General features: G+C 68.6%; 13 protein-coding genes. 9 read left to right on the top strand and 4 right to left on the bottom strand.

Annotated elements, in window-relative coordinates; all coding sequences use genetic code 11:
• Positions 1-56: 56 nt before the first annotated feature.
• From FVA74_RS08275 to FVA74_RS08260, 4 genes are read left to right on the top strand one after another with little or no spacing between them, the layout of a single operon-like run.
• Positions 57-590 carry a hypothetical protein gene (locus FVA74_RS08275; RefSeq protein WP_147721571.1) on the top strand — a complete coding sequence of 178 codons (534 nt, stop codon included), beginning with the start codon at positions 57-59 and terminating at the stop codon, positions 588-590.
• The gene (locus tag FVA74_RS08270; RefSeq protein ID WP_147721570.1) at positions 587-1,528 is read left to right on the top strand and encodes a hypothetical protein; all 942 of its coding nucleotides are present in this window, start codon (positions 587-589) and stop codon (positions 1,526-1,528) included. The genes FVA74_RS08275 and FVA74_RS08270 overlap by 4 nt, the downstream gene beginning before the upstream one ends.
• A 23-nt stretch (positions 1,529-1,551) precedes the next feature.
• The gene (locus FVA74_RS08265; RefSeq protein WP_147721569.1) at positions 1,552-2,388 is read left to right on the top strand and encodes a hypothetical protein; all 837 of its coding nucleotides are present in this window, start codon (positions 1,552-1,554) and stop codon (positions 2,386-2,388) included.
• On the top strand, positions 2,385-3,029 hold the full coding sequence (locus FVA74_RS08260) for a signal peptidase I (protein WP_147721568.1): 645 nt from the start codon (positions 2,385-2,387) through the stop codon (positions 3,027-3,029). Before FVA74_RS08265 ends, FVA74_RS08260 begins: the two co-directional genes overlap by 4 nt.
• Here FVA74_RS08260 and ybaK read toward each other — a convergent pair.
• Positions 2,979-3,452 (bottom strand): Cys-tRNA(Pro) deacylase, encoded by a 474-nt coding sequence (gene ybaK / locus FVA74_RS08255; RefSeq protein ID WP_147721567.1) that lies wholly within the window; start codon positions 3,450-3,452, stop codon positions 2,979-2,981. The genes FVA74_RS08260 and ybaK overlap by 51 nt on opposite strands.
• Complete coding sequence (gene glgX / locus FVA74_RS08250) at positions 3,452-5,482, bottom strand: glycogen debranching protein GlgX (RefSeq protein ID WP_147721566.1); 2,031 nt, start codon at positions 5,480-5,482, stop codon at positions 3,452-3,454. Before glgX ends, ybaK begins: the two co-directional genes overlap by 1 nt.
• A gap of 92 nt (positions 5,483-5,574) precedes the next feature.
• Here glgX and FVA74_RS08245 point away from each other — a divergent pair, with 92 nt between their 5' ends.
• The 5 genes from FVA74_RS08245 to FVA74_RS08225 are packed head-to-tail and all read left to right on the top strand — an operon-like array spanning position 5,575 to position 12,461.
• Positions 5,575-6,729 (top strand): cysteine desulfurase family protein, encoded by a 1,155-nt coding sequence (locus FVA74_RS08245; protein WP_147721565.1) that lies wholly within the window; start codon positions 5,575-5,577, stop codon positions 6,727-6,729.
• A gap of 24 nt (positions 6,730-6,753) precedes the next feature.
• On the top strand, positions 6,754-8,124 hold the full coding sequence (locus FVA74_RS08240; RefSeq protein WP_147721564.1) for an MFS transporter: 1,371 nt from the start codon (positions 6,754-6,756) through the stop codon (positions 8,122-8,124).
• Positions 8,121-9,629, top strand: a complete 1,509-nt coding sequence (locus tag FVA74_RS08235; protein WP_240792169.1) for a pyridoxal-dependent decarboxylase — start codon at positions 8,121-8,123, stop codon at positions 9,627-9,629. Before FVA74_RS08240 ends, FVA74_RS08235 begins: the two co-directional genes overlap by 4 nt.
• Positions 9,630-9,673: 44 nt before the next feature.
• Complete coding sequence (mnmA, locus tag FVA74_RS08230; RefSeq protein ID WP_147721563.1) at positions 9,674-10,783, top strand: tRNA 2-thiouridine(34) synthase MnmA; 1,110 nt, start codon at positions 9,674-9,676, stop codon at positions 10,781-10,783.
• Between the two features lie 40 nt (positions 10,784-10,823).
• Positions 10,824-12,461, top strand: a complete 1,638-nt coding sequence (locus FVA74_RS08225; protein WP_147721562.1) for an ABC transporter ATP-binding protein — start codon at positions 10,824-10,826, stop codon at positions 12,459-12,461.
• A gap of 29 nt (positions 12,462-12,490) precedes the next feature.
• Here FVA74_RS08225 and FVA74_RS08220 read toward each other — a convergent pair whose 3' ends face one another.
• Together FVA74_RS08220 and FVA74_RS08215 are read right to left on the bottom strand one after the other, a co-directional pair.
• Positions 12,491-13,453 carry an ABC transporter permease gene (locus tag FVA74_RS08220; protein WP_147721561.1) on the bottom strand — a complete coding sequence of 321 codons (963 nt, stop codon included), beginning with the start codon at positions 13,451-13,453 and terminating at the stop codon, positions 12,491-12,493.
• Positions 13,450-14,454, bottom strand: coding sequence for an ABC transporter permease (locus FVA74_RS08215; protein WP_147721560.1), 1,005 nt, complete (start codon positions 14,452-14,454; stop codon positions 13,450-13,452). Before FVA74_RS08215 ends, FVA74_RS08220 begins: the two co-directional genes overlap by 4 nt.
• Positions 14,455-14,478: the final 24 nt, after the last annotated feature.

Below are 14,478 nucleotides of genomic sequence, written 5' to 3'. Positions count from 1 at the left end.
CCCGGCGTCTACAGGTAACAGCACGAAGAAGACAGGAACTCGAGGAGGTGACGATCGTGACGGAAGCAATGCAGCCCACGACCGCCGGCTCTCGGCGCCCCTCGAATGTCCTCAGTAGGATCCTGAGCCTCGTACTCAGCGTAGGCGTGGCCGTCGTGATCGGTGCCCTGGGCACCGGCGGCACCTACGCCTACCTCAACGCTTCGACGAGTTCGGGAGCGGGCGTGATGGTCACCGCAGGCAGCGCGCGCCTGACCGCGACGGCTCCCACCGCAATGACCAACTTCTCGCCCGGGCTCGTGCAGCGATCACCGTTCACCGTGAGCAACACCGGCGATGTGGCGCTCAGCGTCTCCGCCTCGTCGGTCGCCAGCTCAAACGCGGCCGCTGCGCTCGTGGGCGGGGTCGCCGCCGGCGACTGCAGTGGCCTGCCCGCAGCAGGGGCACCCCTCGGGACCGCCCTTGCGACCGTGCAGCCCGGCCAGTCGGCGACGCTGTGCTTCGTCGCCCAGATGCCCGCATCGGCGGCACTCGGGGCTGCGGGACAGAGCACGCAGTTCACGATCACACTGAGCGGAGTGCAGCAGTGAACGATGCCAGCGGACGCGCGGCGCGGCTGATCCGCCCTCGCACGACGATCGCCATCGCCCTTGCCCTCATCCTGGCGATGGGCTCCACCGTGAGCTTCGCGGCCTGGAGGGCCACCACGACCGCGTCCTCCGCGGCGTCGAACGGCACCATCACGCTCGCCAGTTCTGGCATCCCGAACCTCGCCCACACCTACACGAGCGTCGAGAGTTCGAAGATCGTGCCCGTCACGTTGAGCAACTCGGGGTCGGTCGCCCTCCCTCTTACGTCTGTCGCCATTGCGACGACCGGCGCACTCCCCGCAGCCAACGTCACTCTCACGGTGTGGGCCAGGTCCGGTAGCACGTGCCCCGCCTCCATTCCGGCGGCGCCGACAGTGAAGGCGTCGGCGAGCCTGTCAGCTTCAATCCTGTCGCTCCCCGCGGGGCTCGGCACGGTTCCCGCTGCCGGCTCCGTCGTGCTCTGCGTCGCAACGACGTTGACGGGAACGCTGGGGGAGGTGGCCGGCCTCTCCCTGACACCCACCCTGACGTTCTCCGGCCGGGTTGGCGACAACTGGACCGCGACGGATCCGAGCACGACCCGATCGTTCACGCAGAACGTTGCCGGCCTTGCGGCGCCGAGGATCGTGGATTGCATCAACGGGACGCGTTGGACCCTCCTCTACACCTACGACACGGCCCGCATCGTGTGGACGGCTGTTCCCGGCGCAACGTCCTACCGGCTCTACCGGAATGGCGCCGCCATCGGTTCCGCGATCACGGGGACCGAGTTCACCGCCAACGGCAGTACCGCGGTGATCACCCAGGGCGGAACGATCACGGTGCGCGCATTCGCGGGCTCGGTCCAATCCGAACCGTCGAACCCCCTCACGGTGACGACTTACGACCCCATCGGCTTCGTCCCCGGCAACGATGTGCGCTGCGGAGCGATCGGATGACGCGGCGGAAAGCAGTCGGAGCGTTGGCCCTGGGTGCAATGACGGTCGCCGCGATGCTGGCGGGTGGCGCGCTGCCCGCGCACGCAGCATCCGGAAACCTTGAGGTGAGCGCGGACGGCACGAGCTATTCCAAGAACTTCACTGGCGTGCTCTTCGATTCGCTCGGCGCCGTGGTGCCGGGCGACGAGGAACTCGAGTCGTTCTGGCTCCGCAATAGCGGGGACGAGGCCGGCTATCTGCGCGTCACCCTTGAGGGCGTCACCTTCGACGACCTCGACTTCGCCAATGCGCTCACGCTCCAGGCCACCGTCGGCGGAAGCCAGGGACCGCGCTCTGCCGTCAGCCTCGCGCAACCCTGCTGGGTCCTGAACGAGGGGACCGTGCTACTGCCGGGCCAGGCGATCCGGGTCGATACGCTGCTTCACTTCGGCAACCTCGACGGCATGCTTGGGCAGGGGGGCACGGCAACGGTGGCGCTCGCCGCGGCGCTGAGCGACACGAGGCCAGGGAGCTTGCCCGCCACGAGCTGCGGCGGCAGCGATGTGTCGATCGGAGTCGTGGGTGCGCCCGGCCGTGGCCCCGAGGGGCCGGGGCAGGCCATCGGGGTGTCCTCAACCACGGCCCCTGCGACGGAGGTTCCGCAAGCCCCGGGAGACCTGCCGGTGCTCAACCTGCCCGGGGGGATCGTCATCGACCCCAATACGTGGCAGCTGTTCGAGGAATACCTGGTGCTGATCCTGGTGGGTGCGATGGCCGCGGGCGGCCTAGTCTTCCTGCTCGGGAGGCGCCGCAAGAAGGATGAGGCTGCCCAGGGACCGGCGGGGCCGGCGGGCCCGGCCGAGGCGGGAGGTGCCCCGTGACTGGCAAGCGAGCGCAGACCGACGAGGCTACACCTCGCGGGATCCTGTACTCCCTAGGTGTCGGTGCGAGTGCAGGCCTGCTCGCTTTCGTCGTGCTCCTCGGTCTCCTCGTCATCGTGGTCCCGATGGCGGTGGGAGCAACCCCCCTCACGGTGCTGACCAGTTCCATGGAACCGAAGCTCCCACCGGGAACGCTTGTCATCGTGCGCCCTGTCGACCCCATGCAGGTCAAGGTGGGCGACGTGATCACCTACCAGATCGAATCCGGCAAGGAGGGGGTCGTCACCCACCGCGTGACGGGCATCATCAATTCATCGGATGGCACGCGCACGTTCACGACGAAGGGGGACAACAACGACGTCGAGGACGCAGCGCCTGTGCTCCCCGTGCAGGTGCAGGGCGAGCTCTGGTACTCAGTGCCGTGGATCGGCTATGTCAACAACCTCGTCAATGGTGCGAATCGCGCATGGATCGTCCCGACAATCGCTATCGGCCTGTTCCTCTATGCCGGCTACATGATCGCGAGCGGCATCGCAGGGGCCGTGAAGAAGAGGCGCTCCTCCACGGCGGCTGTGGAGGGCTCGACCCGGTCAGCGGGCGATGTCGAACACGAGCGCGTCGGTGACGCGCACCAGGTCTGACGGGGCCAGCTCGATATCGAGCCCGCGCCGTCCGCCGCTCACGAAGACGGTGTCCCACAGCTCGGCCGTCTCGTCGATGACCGTGTCGTGGCGCATCTTCTGCCCGATCGGGCTGATGCCGCCGACGACGTAGCCGGTGCGACGCTGTGCGACGGAAGGGTCGGCCATCACCGCCTTCTTGCTGCCGACGGCCGCAGCGAGCGCCTTGAGGTCGAGCTTGCCCGAGACGGGCACGAGACCTACGACGAGGCGACCATCGACATCCGCCAGCAGGGTCTTGAAGACGCGGTCGGGATCGACGCCGATCGCTTCCGCCGCCTCAAGCCCGAAGTTCGTATTGCTGGGGTCGTGCTCGTAGCTGTGCACCGAGTAGCGGATGCCCGCAGCATCGAGCGCCACGGTCGCAGGGGTGCCGACCGCCATCAGCGGGCCAGGAAGAGCTGCATCGACGTCGGCGCCATTCGCACCTTCGAACCGGGCGCGTGCACGTCGGGGCCAGTGATGTCGAGGGCCGAATCCCACAGCAGCATGTAGTCGCTGACGCCGGGATGCTCCGGGAGGCACACGAACTCCTCCGACTCGCGCCCCTGCACAACGAGGAGGATGCGGTTGAACCCCTCGTGCTCGGGTGTCGACGCCGCGAGGTACTGGGAGACGCGCTGGCTGGGGGAGTCCCAGTCCTCGATCGACATCTCGGAGCCCGCGGCGTTGTACCAGTGCATCTCGCTCGCCGACGGCACCTTCTCGCCCAGCTTGCCGAAGCGCACCGGGCGCAGCGCGGGGTTCTCCCGCCGCAGCCGGAGCAGCTTCTTGGAGATCTCGAACAGGTCGCGCTGCCACTCCTCGTGCTCCCACGGCAACCAGCTGAGCTCGTCGTCGTGGCAGTAGGCGTTGTTGTTGCCGCGCTGGCTGCGACCGAACTCGTCGCCAGCCGTGATCATGGGGATGCCCGCCGACAGCAGCAGCGTGCCGAGGAGATTGCGCATGGCCTTGCGCCGGCAGGTCGTGATCTCGGGATCGTCGCTCGGCCCCTCCCACCCGTGGTTGAAGGAGTGGTTGTTATCGGTGCCGTCGCGGTTGAACTCGCCGTTGCCGAGGTTGTGCTTGCGGTTGTAGGAGGTCAGGTCTGCCATCGTGAAACCGTCGTGGGCCGTGATGAAGTTGACACTCGCGAGCGGTCCGCGCTCTTGGTTGAACACGTGCGCGGAGCCTGCGAAGCGCCGCGTCATGCTGCCGATGCCCTGGCTCGCGGTGCCGTGGTGACGCTCTGCGGCGATGTCCGAGAGCCAGAAGTCGCGCATCCGGTCGCGGTAGCCGTCGTTCCACTCCATCCAACCCGCGGGAAAGTTGCCCGTCTGCCAACCGCCCACGCCAACATCCCACGGCTCGGCAATCATCTTCACCCCCTGCAGTTGGGGGTCTTCGATGATCGCCTGGAGCAGCGGATGCTCCGGGTCAAACTCGTGGGCGGCATTGCGCCCCAGCGTCGCGGCCAGATCGAAGCGGAACCCGTCGACCTGCACCTCATTCGCCCAATACCGCAGCGAATCGAGGACGAGCCGCTGCACCGCGGGCACCGAGGTATTGAGGGAGTTGCCGCATCCGGTGACGTCGACGTAGTTGCCGTCGGCATCCTGCCGGTAGTAGGAGGCGTCGTCGATCCCTCGGAAACTTGTCGTGGGCCCGCCCGGCCCCTGCTCGGAGGTGTGGTTGTAGACGACATCGAGGACGACCTCGAGGCCGGCCTCGTGCAGCAGCTTGACCATGCCCTTGAACTCGCGCAGCACCGCCGCAGTGCCGCCGGCCCTGGCAGCGGCCGACGCGTACTCCGTGTGGGGCGTGAAGAAGTTGAGGGTGTTGTAGCCCCAGTAGTTGCTGAAACCGAGCTTGGTGAGTCGTTCCTCACTCACCGACTGGTGCACCGGAAGCAGCTGGATGGTGGTCACGCCCAAGTCCTTGAGCTGCGCGATCGCCGTCTCGTGGGCGAGACCGGCATAGGTTCCGCGGAACTCCTCCGGCAGCGCCGGGTTGAGCTTCGAGATCCCCTTGGCGTGCGCCTCATAGATGACGGTGTGATCGAGCGGCACACGCGGCTTGTTGACCCCGCACCAGTCGAAGGCGTCATCCTGCACATAGGAACGCCATTCGCCGCTTGGGCTGCGCACCAGCCCCCTGGCATAGGGGTCGAGCAGGTTCCGCCGGTCATCGAAGCGCTCGCCCTCGCCGCGCACCCGCAACGAATACCGGGTACCCGGTACGAGCAGCGGATGCCGCACACTCCACACATCGTGCTCGTCGCGGCTGAGCGGGGCCGTCGCCACGATGCGATCGGCATCCGCGTGGTCGAAGAGGCACACCTCGACGGCCGTCGCATGGGCCGACCACATGCGGAGCTCACCGCCGCCCTCGTCGACGCGCACCCCGAGGTCGCGGAGAGGATCGTGTGTGGCCATCGTTCTAGAGTAATGAGGGCCCGTGTCACGCCAGTGACGAGGGCTACCCCAATACGGGTTCTGGAACGAGCACTTCACCTGCAAGGAGCAGCATGCCGGTCTACCTGGACCACGCGGCCACGACGCCGATGCTGCCTGCCGTGCGCGATGCCTATGTGGCGGCGCTCGATCTCGTCGGCAACCCGGCATCCATCCACTCCCACGGCCAGAACGCCAAGCGGATGCTCGAGGAGGCCCGCGAGCAGGTCGCGGCATCGCTCGGCTGCGACCCCATCGAGGTCGTCTTCACGTCGGGCGGCACAGAGGCGGTCAACCTCGGCATCAAGGGACTCTTCTGGGCGCGCAATGGCGCGGGCGCATCGAGGCCCAGGATCCTCGTGCCGCGCGGTGAGCACCACGCAACGATCGACACGGTCGAGTGGCTGGCCGCCCACGAGGGTGCCGTCGTCGACTGGCTACCGGTCGACGACGTGGGCCGCATAGACGTCGCCGCCGTCGACAGCGCGCTGCGCAAGCACGACGACATCGCACTCCTCACCTTCCTCTGGGCCAACAACGAGGTGGGCACCATCCAGCCCGTCGAGGAGCTCGCGGCGCTCGCCGCAGCCCACGGGGTGCCCGTGCATGTGGACGCTGTCTCGGCCTACGGGCACCTGCCCGTCTCCCTGCGCGACAGCGGAGCATCCGCCATCAGCATCTCCGCACACAAGATCGGTGGGCCGCTCGGCATCGGCGCCCTCGCTCTCTCGCGAAGCGCAACGCTCGAGCCGCTGCTCCACGGGGGAGGGCAGCAACGGAACGTGAGGTCGGGAACGCAGGATGCCCCCGCCGCGATCGCGTTCGGCGTCGCGGCGCAGCATCCGCTCTCTTCCCTCGAGCCTCTGCGCGACCGCCTCATCGAGGGCGTGCTCGCGAGTGTTGAGGGGGCCGTGCTGCGGGGAGATCCCGTGGGACGGCTGGACAACAACGCCCACTTCACCTTCGAGGGGTGCCAGGGCGACTCGCTGCTCTTCATGCTCGACATGGCGGGCATCTCCGCGAGCACGGGCTCGGCCTGCCAGGCGGGCATCCCGGAGCCCTCGCACGTGCTGCTCGGCATGGGGCTGACGGAGGCGGATGCTCGCAGCGCCCTGCGCTTCTCGCTCGGCCATGATTCGAGCGAGGCCGACGTCGATGCCCTCCTGGCGGCCCTCCCCGCCGCGGTCGAGCGCGCGCGGCGCGCGGGGTTCAGCGATCGCGCCGTCTGACGCCGCCACCAATATGCTGGCGCCATGGATGCAATGGCGCAGACAGTCAGCCGTAGGTCTATCGCCACCTACGCGGTCGGTTCGCTCGGAACGGGCGGCTTCGGCACGCTTCCGGGCCTCGTGCTCGTCTACTACCTGACCGACACGCTCGGTGTCGCGGCGCTCGCCGCGGGGCTGGTCGTCACGCTCGCGAAGATCTGGGACGTCATCATCGACCCGGTTATCGGTGCGCGCAGCGACGCGAGCCTCGTCGCGACCGGGTCGCGTCGACGGTTCATGGTGCTTGGCGGCGTCGCCCTGCCGGTCTTCTTCGTGCTGACCTTCGCTGTTCCCGCGGGGATCGGACCGGTGGCATCCGCAGTGTGGGTCGCGCTCGCGTTCCTGCTCTGCGCGACGGCGTTCAGCCTCTTCCAGGTGCCGTACATCGCACTGCCCGCCGAGCTCACGGCCGGCTACGACGACCGCACCCGCCTGCTCACGTGGCGTGTCGTGGTGCTGACCCTCGCGATCCTGCTCTTCGGCGCAGGCGGGCCGGTGCTGCGCGGACTCGGCGATGATCCGCGTGCCGGGTACCTCCTCATGGCGGTCGTCGCGGGGCTCGTCATCGGGGGTGGGATGCTCCTCTCCTCGCGTGTGGCTCCCGTCGCGTCGCCGGGAACCGCGCCGAGGACGTCGCTCGGGGAGTCCTACCGCGGCGGGCTCGCGGCACTGCGCTCGAGCCAGCCGTTCCGCGCCCTCCTCGCGACCTTCGTGCTGCAGGGCCTGGCGACGGGACTCATGCTCGCGGGCGCACAGTATGTCGCGACGTGGGTGCTCCGCTCCGAGGACGCCGTGACGCTGCTCTTCGTCGCGCTCATCGCGCCCGCGCTGCTGCTCGCGCCTGTCTGGGGGCGGGTGTCTCGCCGTGTGGGCAAGCACGGCGCATTCGTGGTCGCGAGCGTGCTGTTCAGCCTCGCCGCGCTGTCGATGCTCGGCCTCCTCTGGGCCCCCGGCCCGTGGGTCTATCTGCCGGTGGCCGTGGCGGGCGGAGCATACGCGGGCATGCAGTCGCTGCCCATGGCGATGCTGCCGGATGTGATCTCGCACGACGAACGCGTGACGGGGCTGAGCCGCGCTGGCATCTTCGGGGGAGTGTGGACGGCGGGCGAGACCACCGGCATGGCATTCGGCGCGACGGTGCTCACGATCGTGCTCGCCGTCAGCGGGTACGTCGAGAGTGTCGCGGGAGTCGTTGCCGTGCAGCCCGACGCTGCGATCGATGGCATCGTGCTCAGCTTCAGCGTCGTGCCCGCGGCATTCATGCTTGCGAGCCTCGTCACCCTCCGCCACTATCGCCTTCGCAAGGCAGACACCGATGAACCGCGACGTTCCCCCATCGTGCAGGAGGCACCGTGACTGCGACCCCGCTGAGCCCCGAATCGGAGGCGATCCTCGCCCGGCTCCGCACGCTTCGTGAAGCGGATGCCCCGACACACGGCGGACGCGTGCTCTCCTACGTCTACGACTCCGGCCTCGCGGAACTCGATGAGCTCGCAGCACAGGCGATCCGCATCATGCAGCCGGTCAATGGCCTCGATCCGACGACGTTCCCATCGGTCGCGGCCATGGAACGCGAGGTTGTCGGATTCGCACGACGGATACTCCATGGTGACGACTCGGTCGTCGGCTCCGTCACCTCAGGCGGCACGGAGAGCTGCCTCCTGGCCGTCAAGACGGCCCGCGACCTGTGGAGGGCCGCGGGTGGCTCTGGGACACCCCGGCTCCTCGCCCCCGCGACCGTGCACGCCGCGTTCCACAAGGCTGCCCACTACTTCGGGCTCGAGCTCGACCTCGTACCGGTCGCCGCCGACGGTTCGGCCGATGCCGGGGAGCTGCTCGCGCGCGTGTCGGCGGATGTTGCGCTCATCGTGGTCTCCGCGCCCGCCTACCCGCACGCGAGCCTCGACCCCATCGATGAGGTCGCCGCCGCGGCATCCGCCGCCGGAGTTCCATGCCACGTCGACGCCTGCATCGGCGGGTGGGCGCTGCCCTGGTGGGGTGGGGTGCCCCAGTGGGACTTCGCGGTCGAGGGCGTCACGAGCATCTCCGCCGACCTGCACAAGTACGGCTACGCACCCAAGGGCGCGTCTGTGCTGCTGCATCGCGGACTCGATCGTCACCGTGCGCAGTACTTCGCCACGACACGCTGGCCTGGTTACCCCGTCGTGAATCCGACGATGATGGGGTCGAAGTCCGCCGGTTCCCTTGCGGCCGCCTGGGCCATCATCGAGCGGCTGGGGGAGCACGGCTTCGCTCGCCTGACAGCCGCCATGCGGCGGGCGACGGAGGCCCTGCGCGGCGTCATCGACGGCATCGAGGGGCTTCGCGTCGTCGGCGCGCCCGTCGGCCCGCTCTTCGCCGTCGAGACGGATGTCGCGGCACCCGCCGCACGCCAGGTCGACCCGCACCACTGGGCCGACGCGGTGCGCGCACACGGGTGGCTCCTGCAGCAGCAACCGGGGCTCGTGCAGGCGAACGGCGTGCGCCTGGCAAAGACTACGCACCTCACCATCACTCCCGTGACTGAGGGGGTGCTCGGGGAGCTCGGCACTGCACTGTGCTCCGGAGCGGATGAGGTGAGGGGCGTTCCCTCCGCCGGGGAGCGCGATGTACTCGCATCCGTCCCCGCCGGGATGCTCGCGGCGGCTGGCGCGGGCGGCATGGATTCGCACACGGCGGCCGCCGTCTTGGCCGGCCTGGGACTCGGCGGGGCTGGCGGGGCGCTCCCCGCCCGCATGGCGCCCGTGCTCGCGCTCATGGAAGCGCTGCCGCCGGAAGTCACCGAGCGCCTGCTCGTGGAACTCCTCGCACGCCTCATCGAACCCGGAACTGACCACACCCCCTTGTGCGACGGCGCTTGACGACACCCCGTGACCGCTCAGATGCGGCCGCGTAGACTGCTGCGATGAAGATTCTGGCGGCGATGAGCGGCGGGGTGGACTCAGCGGTCGCCGCCGCGCGCGCGGTCGACGCGGGCCATGAGGTCGTCGGCGTACACCTCGCGCTGAGCCGAATGCCGGGCACGCTCCGCGCCGGCAGCCGCGGATGCTGCACCATCGAGGACTCGATGGACGCGCAGCGCGCTGCCAACATCATGGGCATCCCGTACTACGTGTGGGATTTCTCGGAGCGCTTCAAGGCCGATGTCGTCGACGACTTCATCGCCGAGTATGAGGCGGGTCGCACGCCCAACCCCTGCATGCGCTGCAACGAGAAGATCAAGTTCGCGGCGCTCCTCGAGAAGGCACTCGACCTCGGCTTCGACGCTGTCGTCACGGGCCACTATGCCGCGATTCGTGAAGACGAACACGGCAACCGTGAACTCCACCGTGCGGCCGACTGGGCCAAGGACCAGTCATATGTGCTGGGCGTGCTCACGGCCGAGCAGCTGGAGCACTGCATGTTCCCGCTGGCCGACACGCCGTCCAAGGCGGAGGTGCGGGCCGAGGCAGCCGAGCGCGGCTTCAGCGTCGCGAGCAAGCCCGACAGCCACGACATCTGCTTCATCCCCGACGGCGACACGCGCGGCTGGCTCGCCGAGCGGCTGGGCGCCGAGCCCGGCATCATCCTCGATCGCGAGGGCAACAAGGTCGGTAAGCACGAGGGTGCCGCGGCCTTCACGATCGGCCAGCGCAAAGGACTCAATCTCGGTATCCCCAGCGTGGATGGTCGTCCTCGCTACGTGCTCGACATCCAGCCCAAGCAGAACACGGTCGTCGTGGGCCCGCGCGAGGCGCTCGACCTCGCCGAGATCGCGGGGAGCCGCTTCAGCTGGGCGGGCCTCGCTCCCGCCGACGCCGCCACTCCATTCGCTTGCCACGTGCAGGTGCGGGCACACTCGGAGCCGGTTCCGGCGCTCGCCCATGTCGAGGCGGGCGAGCTGGTTATCCGTCCAAACGTGCCCCTGAACGGTGTCTCGACGGGCCAGACCGCCGTCGTCTACGTCGGCACGCGCGTGCTCGGCCAGTGCACGATCGACCGCACCGTGAGTGCGGCGCCGCTCGCCGCGCACTGAAGCACCCCCGAAATGGGGTGCCCTGCGGCACAATGGGGGAATGACGGATGCCCCACAGCACGCCCCTCTCCTGCAGGTCCGCGATCTCGCGATCAGCTTCTCGACCGAGTCGGGGCCCGTTGAGGCGGTCACGGGCTTTTCGCTCGACATCGCACAGGGCGAGACGGTCGCCATCGTGGGGGAGTCAGGCTCTGGCAAGTCGACGAGCGCCATGGCGATCATCGGCCTCCTGCCGGGGAATGCGCGCGTCGGCGCCGGCAGCAGCATCCTCTTCGACGGAGCCGAACTAGTGGGGGCCAAGGAGTCGCGGCTTCGCAGCATCCGGGGCGCCTCGATCGGACTCGTGCCGCAGGACCCAATGTCAAACCTTAACCCCGTCTCCAAGATCGGCACGCAGGTGGCCGAGACGCTCCTGGCACATGAGATGGCGACCCGACGGGACGTCGATCGCAAGGTGGTCGAGGTGCTGGCGTCGGCGGGGATCCCCGATCCGGCCCAGCGCGCCAAGCAGTACCCCCACGAACTCTCTGGCGGCCTTCGCCAGCGCGCGCTCATCGCGATTGGGCTTGCCTGCCGTCCGCGCCTGCTGATCGCGGACGAGCCGACCAGCGCCCTGGACGTCACGGTGCAGCGCACGATCCTCGACCAGATCGAACGGATGACCGACGAGATCGGCACGAGCGTCCTGCTCATCACGCACGACCTCGGCCTCGCCGCCGAGCGCGCCTCCCGCGTCGTCGTCATGAGCCAGGGGCGCACCGTGGAGACGGGGCCGGCCCAGCAGATCCTCACGGCACCCGAACACGAGTACACGCGTCGACTCGTTGCGGCGGCCCCGAGCATTGCCGCCATCCGCGAGCAGCCACAGCGGCACGCGGCCTCGGGTGGACAACACGAGAACATCATGGAGGTGCGGGGGCTCACGAAGGTGTTCCGCCGGCGCGGCAAGGCGGGCGACTTTGTCGCTGCCGACGATGTCACGATCGACGTGCCCCGCGGCACGACCGTGGCGATCGTGGGGGAGTCGGGCTCGGGTAAGACGACGACGGCACGGATGCTGCTGCGCGTCGTCGAGCCCACGAGCGGCTCCATCCTCTTCGACGGCAATGACGTTGCGAATCTCTCGAAGGCGCAGCTGCGCGACTTCCGCCAGCGCGTGCAGCCGATCTTCCAAGACCCGTACTCCTCGCTCAACCCCTCGTTCACGGTCGAGCGGATCATCGAGGAACCCCTCAAGGTCTACCGCCGCGGTACCCCCGCCGAGCGCCGTGCCAAGGTTCGCGAGCTACTGGAACAGGTCGCGTTGCCGAGCGACACGGCGAAGCGCTACCCCTCCGAGTTGAGTGGCGGCCAGCGACAGCGCGTCGCAATCGCGCGAGCACTCGCGCTCGACCCTGACCTCATCGTGTGCGACGAACCGGTCTCGGCCCTCGACGTGCTCGTGCAGTCGCAGGTGCTCACGCTGCTCGACGACCTGCAGGTGAAACTCGGGCTCAGTTACGTCTTCATCAGCCATGACCTCGCGGTCGTGCGGCTGATCAGCGACTACGTGTGTGTCATGAAGGACGGCCGTATCGTCGAGGCGGCGCCGAGCGAGGAACTGTTCCAGAACCCGAAGCACGAGTACACGAAGGCGCTGCTGGCGGCCATCCCGGGCAACGAGCGCGCCTCAGCCTGAGCTGTCGACTCGGGGCGCCGACTGCCGCGTCAGCGGCGGCGTGCTCCCGAACGGGGGTCGAGTGCCTCGCGCATGGACTCTCCCAGCAGTGTGAAGCCGAGCGCCGTGATCGCGATGCAGAGACCTGGAAGGAAGGCCAGCTGCGGCGCGATCGCCAGTTCGTTCTGGGCGTAGGTGAGCATCCGCCCCCACTCGGCGGTCTCTGGGCGCCCTCCGCCGAGGCCGAGGAATGAGAGGGCGGCGGCCTCGATGACGGCCGTCGCGAGCGAGAGCGTGCCCTGCACGATGACGGGGCCGAGGCTGTTTGGCAGCACGTGCGTGAAGGAGATCGCGGGCTTGCCGAGCCCGAGCGACTTCGCCGCGAGCACATACTCGGAACTCTGCTGCGCGAGCATGGAGGAGCGCAGGAGGCGGGCGAAGATGGGCACCTGGCTCACGGCGATCGCGATCATGACGGCATAGGGAGTCTGCCCCAGGACGGCGGCGATGCTTACCGCGAGCAGGAGGTTCGGAACCGAGAGGAGCACATCGACGACGCGCATGACCACGTTGTCGACCCAGCCACCGAAGGTTGCGGCGACCAGGCCAAGCAGGAGGCCACCGAGCAGCCCGAGGGCGGTCGAGATGAGGCCGATGAGCAGCGACGCCTGCGCGCCCCAGATGAGCTTGCTCAGCACATCCCCGCCGAAACGGTCGAGGCCGAGCACGAAGCCCTCCACCTCGCCGATGCCCGGGATGACGGTGGGGCGGATGAAGCGGGCGCCGGGCAGTTCCTGGCCGCCGTAGGGCGCGAGCACGGGCGCCAGGATCGCAACGAGCACGAAGACGGCCACGATCGAGGCGCCCACGATCGCCTGCGGATTGCGCCTGAGCCGGCGCCACGCGTCGCCCCAGAGGCTCGAACCGCGGCTCGCGCGAGCCGAATCTGCGCCGCCAGAGGGAGCGGTGGCGCCGGCGCCGGATTCGGGGGCGGGAGGAAGGTAGGAGCTCACTGCACACGCACCCTCGGGTCGATGATGCTGTAACTCACATCAACGATCAGGTTGATGAGGGCGTACAGCACCGCGATGAACAGGATGAATCCCTGGAGGACGGGATAATCGCGCCGGAAGATCGCGGTCGCAAGGAACTGGCCGATGCCCGAGAAGGCGAAGACCGTCTCGGTGAGCACGGCTCCCGAGATGAGGAGGCCGAGTTGCAGGCCGATCGTCGTGACGACGGGCAGCATGGCGTTGCGCAGCACGAAGCGGTCACGGATCGAGGAGTCGTGAAGCCCCTTGGCCCGTGCCGTGCGCACGAAGTCGGCGCCCTGTGTCTCGAGCACGGAGGCGCGTGTGATGCGCGCGATGATCGCGAGCGGGATCGTGCCGAGGGCGATGCCGGGAAGGACGAGGTGCATGAAGGCATCCCACGCGGCGTCCCATTCGGCCGTGAGGATGCCGTCGAGCACGTAGAAGCCCGTCACGCGGGTCGCGTCCATCCGGGCGTCCATGCGCCCGTCTGGTGGGAACCAGCCGAGCTCGACGGCGAAGAAGTACTTGAGGATGAAGGCGAGGAAGAAGACGGGCACCGTGATGCCGACGAGACTCACGACGACCGCGACGTGGTCGGGAAGCCTCCCGTAGCGCTTCGCGGAGATGTAGCCGAGGGGAACACCGATGCCGACTGCGAGAATGAGGGCGACGATGCTGAGTTCCATGGTCGCGGGGAAGCGGTTGGCGAACTCCTCGAGCACGGGTCGGCCAGTCTGGATCGAGACGCCGAAGTCCCCACTCAGCAGGCGGCCCATGTAGGTCAGGTACTGCTCGAGGATCGGCTTGTTGAAGCCGTAAAGCTCGTTGATTTGCTCGACGCGCTCTGGCGTGGCGCGCTCGCCGAGGAGCGCACTCGCGGGTCCGCCCGGGAGCGCCCGCACCCAGAGGAAGAGCAGCAGCGAGAGGCCGAAGAGGGTGGGCACGACGAGCGCAAGGCGCTTCGCGATCACTTGGAGCACAGGCATCCTCAGGGTTGGCCAGCC

Origin of the sequence: Salinibacterium sp. dk2585, from assembly GCF_008001035.1 — a bacterium.
Taxonomy (GTDB): Bacteria; Actinomycetota; Actinomycetes; order Actinomycetales; family Microbacteriaceae; genus Homoserinimonas.
The sequence above is the reverse complement of the archived record's forward strand: the minus strand, read 5'-3'. Positions and strand labels throughout refer to the sequence as shown.

Coding starts and splice junctions, on each gene's coding strand:
- ybaK (WP_147721567.1), bottom strand. CDS start 3,452: ATGGCGGTCGGCACCCCTGCGACCGTGGCGCTCGATGCTGCGGGCATC.
- glgX (WP_147721566.1), bottom strand. CDS start 5,482: ATGGCCACACACGATCCTCTCCGCGACCTCGGGGTGCGCGTCGACGAG.
- FVA74_RS08245 (WP_147721565.1), top strand. CDS start 5,575: ATGCCGGTCTACCTGGACCACGCGGCCACGACGCCGATGCTGCCTGCC.
- FVA74_RS08240 (WP_147721564.1), top strand. CDS start 6,754: ATGGATGCAATGGCGCAGACAGTCAGCCGTAGGTCTATCGCCACCTAC.
- mnmA (WP_147721563.1), top strand. CDS start 9,674: ATGAAGATTCTGGCGGCGATGAGCGGCGGGGTGGACTCAGCGGTCGCC.
- FVA74_RS08225 (WP_147721562.1), top strand. CDS start 10,824: ATGACGGATGCCCCACAGCACGCCCCTCTCCTGCAGGTCCGCGATCTC.